Raw genomic sequence first — 7,410 nt, 5'->3', positions numbered from 1 at the left:
ATTTTTGACTTTGTATGCACAGGTATCGCAAGGACTTTGTATGCACAAAGTCCTTGCTTGCTATTTTTAAAACCCAAAAAATGGCTAAAAATCACCGATTTTGAAGAAAATCGGTTTTTCGTTGATTTGGTGCCATTTTCAATGCATAAAGTCAATAAAAAAAATACAATAAAAAATAAAATGATGATCTAAAAAAATCAAAAAAGTTCATTTATTAAGTGCACAAAATTCAAATTAATGCACATATAAAAATCAAAATGTTGTTTTTAAAATGAAAAAAAATTGAATTAAAACGTCATAAAAAAATTTAAAAATGCATTTATAAATTACAAAAAAGCTGATTAAATGTGTCACAAATTAATAAAAAATGTGCACATAAAATTTATATTTGTTATTTATAAACGCATAAATCGTCAGAAAAAAAGTTCTAAATGAAATTAATTTTGCAAATTAAAAAGCAACTTTCGTTGCTTTTTAATGACTTAAATAATTTAAAGAAGTGCGTCTTTTTTTATAATAAGTGAAATAATTATTGCTACATGAATTCCCTTTTACATCTACAAAATCACCAATGTAGTAGATTTCACCATCACTATTTAAGAAGCATAATTTAGATTTACATAACAGTTTAAGCATTCTGCAAATGTCTTTGTCTTTATAAAATTCATGATTTAATTCATAGAACTTATCCAAAACATGAATACCAAAACATTGTGTATCGTTGATTAATTTGCTTTTTGGAGTGTAATCTCTGATGATACCGTTATGACAAAACGCAACATCCTTGCATTTTAAATATGTACTTCTCATCACTCGAATATCATTACAAATTGGATAAGGATGACAATTTCCTTCATCAATTAAGCCACTTGTTGAGATTCTAAAATGAAATACAACTGCACGCTTTTTTAATCCAATCTGTCCATCAAGCTCCTTTAGTCTTGCATAAAATGATTCAAATGTCATGAATCCTTTTTCAATATAAACCTCATTTTCATAATTATACATAAACCCACATCCATCAGGATTCGCAAGGAAACATTGTTTTAATGTTTCCTTGCTTGGCATTTTTTGATTGATTTCTTTTGTTACAATTACACACATAATTCATTCTCCGTATCTATTTATTCATCATTTAAGATGTCATTTGCTAAATCTAATTTGTTAAATTGGAAGATATTTGAAAGACTTTCTGAGTTTGTTTTCTCTAAGAATAATGGTTTCTTCCAATCACATTCTTCATCTGTAATCTTTCTTTTTTTGCAGTAATCAATTGCATAATTTTTAAATTCATCATCCAATCCATTGAAAATTAAATCTTCTAAAGTAATTACATGATTTGACTTTCTGCTATTTTCAACAATATTTTTAAGAAGATTTAGACTAATAAAGAATGTTTCCCATTTCAATGTTCCTCTTAAAAATCTAAATTCAATTGTTTTTTCATTGCAAAGATTCAAACTATAATAACGATTTGTAATGTCATTTGAAACTTTACTAATTCGGTCTTTGTCAATAAATGCATGACCATTCAAATCAATCAAATCTGTTCTTGCACTGCACCAACGTGAATAAGAACGGCGAGTTCTTCTAGAAAACTTTAACAATTCATTCTGATATCTTTCCATGATATAGTTGATATTTGTGATTACATAATTCTGATTCAAAGAGCGATTATCGCTATCAAAGCCACCTAAAGCTTCTCTTCCAATATGTACATGTAATCCACACTTGTCTCCAGTGTGAGAATCAAATCCTGATTCAACACATAGATTTAATAACTCTTTAAATGTATCTAAATGATTCATAAACCACTTCCAAGTCATTGGTTGTGAAATAATTTCTACACCATTTCCAATAGAACCATCACGTTCACAAACAAACAATTTTCCAAATTTAGATTTGATTTTGTTAGATAACATTGTTGGTGTTACACTATTAGAATCGTCAAGTAAAGTAACTTCAAGCTCAAAGCCAAATGTAAAATTACGTTTTAAATCCTCATTTTCATCTTTACGAACTGCCCAATCTCTGAATCCATGATAATTAAGAATAGTCATATTTTAATCTCCTTTAGGTCTTATTTACTGCCTTTACAATTTCTTCGTATCGTACTTTTAGGGGAATACAACTGGCAAACAAAGTGAGACGCCGTAGGGCAACAGTTGTATGGATCTAAAAGAACGATATCCAAATAAAGAAAATAAAATCAATAAAGGCAATAGAATCCGCTGCCATTTGCGTAAAAAAGGATGGCAGTACTGCCATCTTGGATTAAGAATTCAATTATAAAATAATCTGTATCACACTATATTTTAATTGTTTAAAGTATTCATCACCTGTATTTATATTACCAATAATACGAATAACTCGGCTTTTACTAATCCATTTTGAATCATTCAATAATGCAATTGAATCATTTTTTAAACAGGATGTTGACTCCTTTGGAAGTCTAAATTGTGTATATAATAAATCATTGTGTTTTTCACTTATAATAGGTACTACGAATAATTTTTGTTTGACAATTGAAATAACAACGCCTAAATGTTGGTATCCAATTTCATATTGATATGCATCTCCAAAATCACAATAGCAGATATCACCAATGCTAATTTTTGTTTTTATTTGATTTGAAGAACACTTGCGAAACATATAATTATAAAGTGATACCAGATATGAATCACGTTCATTACTGTGCATTGCATCAATAAATGAATTCTGTTTATCTAAAATCCACTTTTTATTTATGTTATAAACAATCATTTTTGACATAACTAAACTCCTTTAAGAACAATATGAATAAGATTGAAATGTTAAAATAATTTGGTATAAAGTTTCTAAATCTAGCATAGAATTCAATTCATTATTTCCGTTTTTTAAAATAAATCCATGCTTGTTTTCATCAATAATTAAATTGATTTTCCCATTAGATTCATCCTTTATACATTCACAAATAGACTCACATTCTCCTAATTGCATTTCATCAAATCTGTTTCTCATAATGTAACCTCCTTGGCATATCGCCTTTACAATTTCTTCGTATCGTACTTTTAGAGAAATACAACTGGCAAGTGAAACGGGACGCCGTAGGGCAACAGTTGTATGGATCTAAAAAGTACGATATCTAAATAAAGAAAATAAAAACAATAAGGACAATAGAATACGCAGCCATCAAGGCAAAAAATAAGATGGCAGTACCGCCATCCTTAAATCATTCTATTTCAAATGAATCTATTGTATCCTCTGAAGGATACACAACAAACACAACACCATCTTTATAATATTTATCAACAAATGAACCACTTCTTTTATAGATTCTATCTGTTAATTTACTACGTATATTTACTGTGATTGAAAGATTTTCCTTTCCTATCTTTCTAGCATAAGAACATAAATCATCTAAATTTTTGAATATCATATACACTAAGTCCTTTCATTATTTTGTTAGTGAATTAAATAACTTATCATTCACAACATTCCAGTCACGTGGTATTAACGAATCATTTCTTTGTATAAACGCTAATCTTTTTAAATGGCATTTCAAATTACTTCCTGAGCAAAAAAATCCATTATTGCATCCAAGTTTTTTCGAAATGTAATAAATCACATTGCGCTCTTTATCATAATAATAATCCCAATTTGAATTACCTATTGCCAATAATTCCATATAAATTCTCCATTCTAGTTATAATATTTTTTAACACACAACTCATAAACGTTTAAAAACTGTTCGCAAACATCACTGTCAAATCGTGTAAACGATTCTGCAAAGCCGTCTCTGACAACATACTTAACTGCACCAAAATCCATGAATCCCATTTTATCTTGTGCAATTTCCATAAAGCGTTGTCTGTAGATTTCATCTGCATTCAAGTCACTTAAAATAGATTGTAGGTCGTCCGAATCATACATTTTTTTAATAATTCTCATCATAGGTTTAATCTCCTTTAGGACTTATTTACTGCCTTTACAATTTCTTCGTATCGTACTTTTAGAGAAACACAACTGGCAAGTGAAACGAGACGCCGTAGGGCAACGGTTGTGTGGATTTGAAAGTACGATATCCAAATAAGAAAAATAAAAACAATAAAGACAATAGAATTTGCAGTCTTTGCAGTATAGAAATGAATGGCTATTTTGCCATTCATTTGTTAAGAATCAATCATTTTATACCATGTAATCATCAATTTTAAATTCATGTTTATGATATAAGTCAATTATCTCATCAATAATTCTTGAATCTTCAAACTGGATGCCTTTAAACAAGTTATAAAGACATCCGTTCACTTTCACTTGAACACCTGTTCTTTCTAAATTTGCATTTCTTAGTTCAAAAACATTGAATAAACAGAATGAATAACCTACTTTGACCGCTACCATATTCATACTCTCCTACATTTGTTTTTAACAAATTCGCTTGTGCCACGAACATGTGATTCCTTAACCATTTTATAAAAATCATCCAATAAATCAGAAGCTTTCCATTTTAGCGTTTGTTCGACAGATTCTACATAAGATGCAACATTTGTCTTTTTGATTTGACTTGGTGAACGCATATATTCTTCATCAGACACATCATTTCTCACCAACCACTTTTCTACATTGTAAATAAAATCATCTTTTTTCATAAGTTTTTATCTCCTTTAGGACTTACCCATCGCCTTTACAATTTCTTCGTATCGCACTTTTAGAGAAACACAACTGGCAAGTGTTAACGAGACGCCGTAGGGCAACAGTTGTGCGAATCTAAAAGTACGATATCCAAATAAGAAAAATAAAAACAATAAAGACAATAGAATCCGCAGCCATCAAGGCAAAAAAAAGGATGGCAGTACTGCCATCATAAATTTATAATTGATACTTTTCATCAATCAAATTGTACATAAAATCTTCATAAATTTTATCTGCCTGTAGCTTTGATAAAACATTTTCGATACAAGTTCCGTCAGGCAAAACCAACGAACAATTTAAAACATCATAAACCAAAGGCATTTTTATACGTAAATCATCCAATAAATTCTGACGAAGATTATATCTCTCTTCCTCATCCTTGCAACCGTCATCAAATTCATAACCATTATTAATCCTACCATACCCAAGCATCAAGTCATAATATTCTTCATCGTCATCTTCATCCCAGTTTGCATCAAGAAGATAAAAATCTTGACAAATTAAATCAAAAATTTCAGATTTATCATTTTCAGTTAACATATAATGAAATCTATCCATAGATTCTTCCTGAATATCCGATAAATAGGTATAGTAGTTTCCGCTAAATGTTTTATTAAATGAATTTTGTAAAATTTCATCCGCTAAGCACTTTAACACATCCTCCTTATCTAAAATGCGGTACTCTTTAATGCAATAACCATAAGCATCAGATAGTTTATCTACCATATCCTCATCTTCATCATCTAAATATAAAACTGATGGTAAACAATCCAATTCACACAAATTATCAATGTCCCATTTAATCATAATAAAGTTCATTCCAGTATCCTCCACGGCTTTACCGCCTTTACAATTTCTTCACATCGTACTTTTAGAGGAATACAACTGGCAAACAAAGTGAGACGCCGTAGGGCAACAGTTGTATAGATCTAAAAGTACGATATCCAAATAATAAAAATAAAAACAATAAAGACAATAGAACCCGCAGCCATTTTAAGCAGAAAAAAAGGATGGCAGTACTGCCATCTTAATTATGATCCAAATGATTGTCTTTAATGACTTGTTTAACTTCCTCAACAGAGATTACTGCAATAGATGCGATTTTCTCTAAAGAAAGATTTTGTTTTAAACAATTGGATATAATTTCAATCGTCCGTCTTTCTTTCTCCTTCTCTTTACCTTGATTTTCGCCTTTTAGAAAAATGCTATTATATTTTAATTCCATTTTGCTTCGACCTCCTTCTGTATTTTTTATGAGATTCATTTTGTTTCTAAATGAAGTATACCATATTTTGTCTGGTTCTGATTCATTCAAATCATTAAACAAATATTTTAAATCATTCATTTTATCATCCAACTCATATCCAAATTTGTAATTTAAGTTTACAAACAAAATATGTCGCCCATCTTCTAACACTTTGTCATTCTCAATTTCCTTCATGATAAAATGATATATTGGTTTTTCATTTTGTTTAAAAATAGGTCCCTGCAATAAGAATATTACATAGTTTTCTTTCAAATGATTATAGTCGCTTCCTTTATTCAAAGACTTAGTATCCAAAGCACTTGAATAATATCTTGCCCGTTTTATTTCATTATTTTGGATTCTATTTTGAATTTCTATATCATATAAATTCCCTTTTTTATCTTGAGCCAAAATATCAAAAGTACTCTCTTTATTAAGACTCACAGCTGTTTTCTGTGCTTCACAAGATAAAGCTACTAAATCATCACGATTTAACAATACTTGTATCAGGGTTGTTGCAAGTTCCGTATCTCCGTCAAATGCATAACTCATAAAAGAGTCCGTACAGAATGTACATTTATCTAAATAATCTTGAAAATCACTCATTATTCTTATCCTCCAATCTATTGTCACCGAATCAATCATAACAATGTGACAAAAATGCTTTTTGAGCTTGATTATATAATCTCTTCAATCGAGCGTTTTTTTCAAATTCATCCACATCAATACCGCACGCATCCAAAACTTTCATATCGTTGTGTGTATACCCATATTCATGATTACCCATTTCATACTCAAACATTTCAAGCACATAATTATCATCTTTCATTGCTTTTTTTTCTTCTCTATGAAATCTAATTAATAGTTCAGTCAAAGTTTTACTATCGGTTTTTCTATAAAAACCTCCACCAGCAAACTTACAAATATTGTCTATTTGGTTTGGCTTCAACCCTAATGTATGCATTCCTTCATCAAATTGTTTTTGATTAAATGCAAAGAACATAGGAAACTCATTAAATTCTTTTTGATGCTTTTTTTTCAATTCTAAATACGACATAATATCATCCTCCTTGGCATATCGCCTTTACAATTTCTTCGTATCGTACTTTTAGAGGAATACAACTGGCAAGTGTTAACGAGACGCCGTAGGGCAACAGTTGTGTGGATCTGAAAGTACGATATTCAAATAAAGAAAATAAAAACAATAAAGACAATAGAATCCGCAGCCATTTGCGTAAAAAAAAGGATGGCAGTACTGCCACCTAATAAATAAATTAATCAAATATAATATCATATCTTTTCAAAAGCCAATCAGGTAAAATTTCATCCTTATTCATAGAATTATAACATTTCATCTCTTCATCAGTAAAATAGTTACCTGTTGCAATCAGATTTTCTATACGTAAACTTACATCTGTCCATGAAAATGTTTTTGATTCCGCATCTTTGAATAGTGATGATGAATCTTTAGATGAAACACATACAGTCAAACC

14 protein-coding genes are annotated in these 7,410 nt (G+C 29.7%); 1 reads left to right on the top strand and 13 read right to left on the bottom strand.

Features of this window, described 5'->3' with window-relative positions; genetic code table 11:
* Positions 1–192: hypothetical protein (locus Q3907_RS10010; protein WP_301898174.1), on the top strand; the 192-nt coding region annotated here is incomplete at its 5' end.
* Positions 193–474: 282 nt separating this feature from the next.
* Here Q3907_RS10010 and Q3907_RS10005 read toward each other — a convergent pair.
* The 13 genes from Q3907_RS10005 to Q3907_RS09945 form a co-directional block, all read right to left on the bottom strand.
* Positions 475–1,104: a class II glutamine amidotransferase gene (locus Q3907_RS10005; protein WP_301898173.1), complete on the bottom strand. Its 630-nt coding sequence runs from the start codon at positions 1,102–1,104 to the stop codon at positions 475–477.
* 20 nt (positions 1,105–1,124) lie between these two features.
* Positions 1,125–2,060, bottom strand: coding sequence for an amidoligase family protein (locus Q3907_RS10000; RefSeq protein ID WP_301898172.1), 936 nt, complete (start codon positions 2,058–2,060; stop codon positions 1,125–1,127).
* A 226-nt stretch (positions 2,061–2,286) separates the two neighbouring features.
* Complete coding sequence (locus tag Q3907_RS09995; protein WP_278464760.1) at positions 2,287–2,772, bottom strand: type II toxin-antitoxin system PemK/MazF family toxin; 486 nt, start codon at positions 2,770–2,772, stop codon at positions 2,287–2,289.
* A gap of 12 nt (positions 2,773–2,784) precedes the next feature.
* Positions 2,785–3,000: a hypothetical protein gene (locus tag Q3907_RS09990; protein ID WP_278464761.1), complete on the bottom strand. Its 216-nt coding sequence runs from the start codon at positions 2,998–3,000 to the stop codon at positions 2,785–2,787.
* Positions 3,001–3,211: 211 nt separating this feature from the next.
* Positions 3,212–3,418 (bottom strand): hypothetical protein, encoded by a 207-nt coding sequence (locus Q3907_RS09985; RefSeq protein ID WP_217799492.1) that lies wholly within the window; start codon positions 3,416–3,418, stop codon positions 3,212–3,214.
* An 18-nt stretch (positions 3,419–3,436) separates the two neighbouring features.
* Positions 3,437–3,667 (bottom strand): hypothetical protein, encoded by a 231-nt coding sequence (locus tag Q3907_RS09980; RefSeq protein ID WP_301898171.1) that lies wholly within the window; start codon positions 3,665–3,667, stop codon positions 3,437–3,439.
* 14 nt (positions 3,668–3,681) lie between these two features.
* The gene (locus Q3907_RS09975) at positions 3,682–3,933 is read right to left on the bottom strand and encodes a hypothetical protein (RefSeq protein WP_301898170.1); all 252 of its coding nucleotides are present in this window, start codon (positions 3,931–3,933) and stop codon (positions 3,682–3,684) included.
* A gap of 234 nt (positions 3,934–4,167) precedes the next feature.
* On the bottom strand, positions 4,168–4,380 hold the full coding sequence (locus Q3907_RS09970; RefSeq protein WP_195233366.1) for a hypothetical protein: 213 nt from the start codon (positions 4,378–4,380) through the stop codon (positions 4,168–4,170).
* 2 nt (positions 4,381–4,382) lie between these two features.
* The gene (locus Q3907_RS09965) at positions 4,383–4,628 is read right to left on the bottom strand and encodes a hypothetical protein (protein WP_195233364.1); all 246 of its coding nucleotides are present in this window, start codon (positions 4,626–4,628) and stop codon (positions 4,383–4,385) included.
* Between the two features lie 220 nt (positions 4,629–4,848).
* Complete coding sequence (locus Q3907_RS09960) at positions 4,849–5,490, bottom strand: hypothetical protein (RefSeq protein WP_301898169.1); 642 nt, start codon at positions 5,488–5,490, stop codon at positions 4,849–4,851.
* A gap of 208 nt (positions 5,491–5,698) precedes the next feature.
* Entirely contained in the window at positions 5,699–6,523 is an 825-nt protein-coding gene (locus tag Q3907_RS09955; protein WP_301898168.1) for an Rpn family recombination-promoting nuclease/putative transposase, read from the bottom strand.
* Positions 6,524–6,554: 31 nt separating this feature from the next.
* Positions 6,555–6,974, bottom strand: coding sequence for a hypothetical protein (locus Q3907_RS09950; RefSeq protein ID WP_301898167.1), 420 nt, complete (start codon positions 6,972–6,974; stop codon positions 6,555–6,557).
* A 217-nt stretch (positions 6,975–7,191) separates the two neighbouring features.
* On the bottom strand, positions 7,192–7,410 hold a 219-nt coding region (locus tag Q3907_RS09945; protein ID WP_301898166.1), incomplete at its 5' end, for a hypothetical protein.

Origin of the sequence: uncultured Holdemanella sp., assembly GCF_958348295.1 — a bacterium.
In the GTDB taxonomy this organism is placed as follows: domain Bacteria; phylum Bacillota_I; class Bacilli_A; order Erysipelotrichales; family Erysipelotrichaceae; genus Holdemanella.
Note: the sequence above shows the minus strand (reverse complement) of the source record. Positions and strands in the feature narration are given on the sequence as shown.

Bases quoted from the DNA above. Each gene is read 5' to 3' on its own strand.
- Q3907_RS10005 (WP_301898173.1), bottom strand. From the start codon at position 1,104: ATGTGTGTAATTGTAACAAAAGAAATCAATCAAAAAATGCCAAGCAAG.
- Q3907_RS10000 (WP_301898172.1), bottom strand. From the start codon at position 2,060: ATGACTATTCTTAATTATCATGGATTCAGAGATTGGGCAGTTCGTAAA.
- Q3907_RS09995 (WP_278464760.1), bottom strand. From the start codon at position 2,772: ATGTCAAAAATGATTGTTTATAACATAAATAAAAAGTGGATTTTAGAT.
- Q3907_RS09990 (WP_278464761.1), bottom strand. From the start codon at position 3,000: ATGAGAAACAGATTTGATGAAATGCAATTAGGAGAATGTGAGTCTATT.
- Q3907_RS09985 (WP_217799492.1), bottom strand. From the start codon at position 3,418: ATGATATTCAAAAATTTAGATGATTTATGTTCTTATGCTAGAAAGATA.
- Q3907_RS09980 (WP_301898171.1), bottom strand. From the start codon at position 3,667: ATGGAATTATTGGCAATAGGTAATTCAAATTGGGATTATTATTATGAT.
- Q3907_RS09975 (WP_301898170.1), bottom strand. From the start codon at position 3,933: ATGATGAGAATTATTAAAAAAATGTATGATTCGGACGACCTACAATCT.
- Q3907_RS09970 (WP_195233366.1), bottom strand. From the start codon at position 4,380: ATGGTAGCGGTCAAAGTAGGTTATTCATTCTGTTTATTCAATGTTTTT.
- Q3907_RS09965 (WP_195233364.1), bottom strand. From the start codon at position 4,628: ATGAAAAAAGATGATTTTATTTACAATGTAGAAAAGTGGTTGGTGAGA.
- Q3907_RS09960 (WP_301898169.1), bottom strand. From the start codon at position 5,490: ATGAACTTTATTATGATTAAATGGGACATTGATAATTTGTGTGAATTG.
- Q3907_RS09955 (WP_301898168.1), bottom strand. From the start codon at position 6,523: ATGAGTGATTTTCAAGATTATTTAGATAAATGTACATTCTGTACGGAC.
- Q3907_RS09950 (WP_301898167.1), bottom strand. From the start codon at position 6,974: ATGTCGTATTTAGAATTGAAAAAAAAGCATCAAAAAGAATTTAATGAG.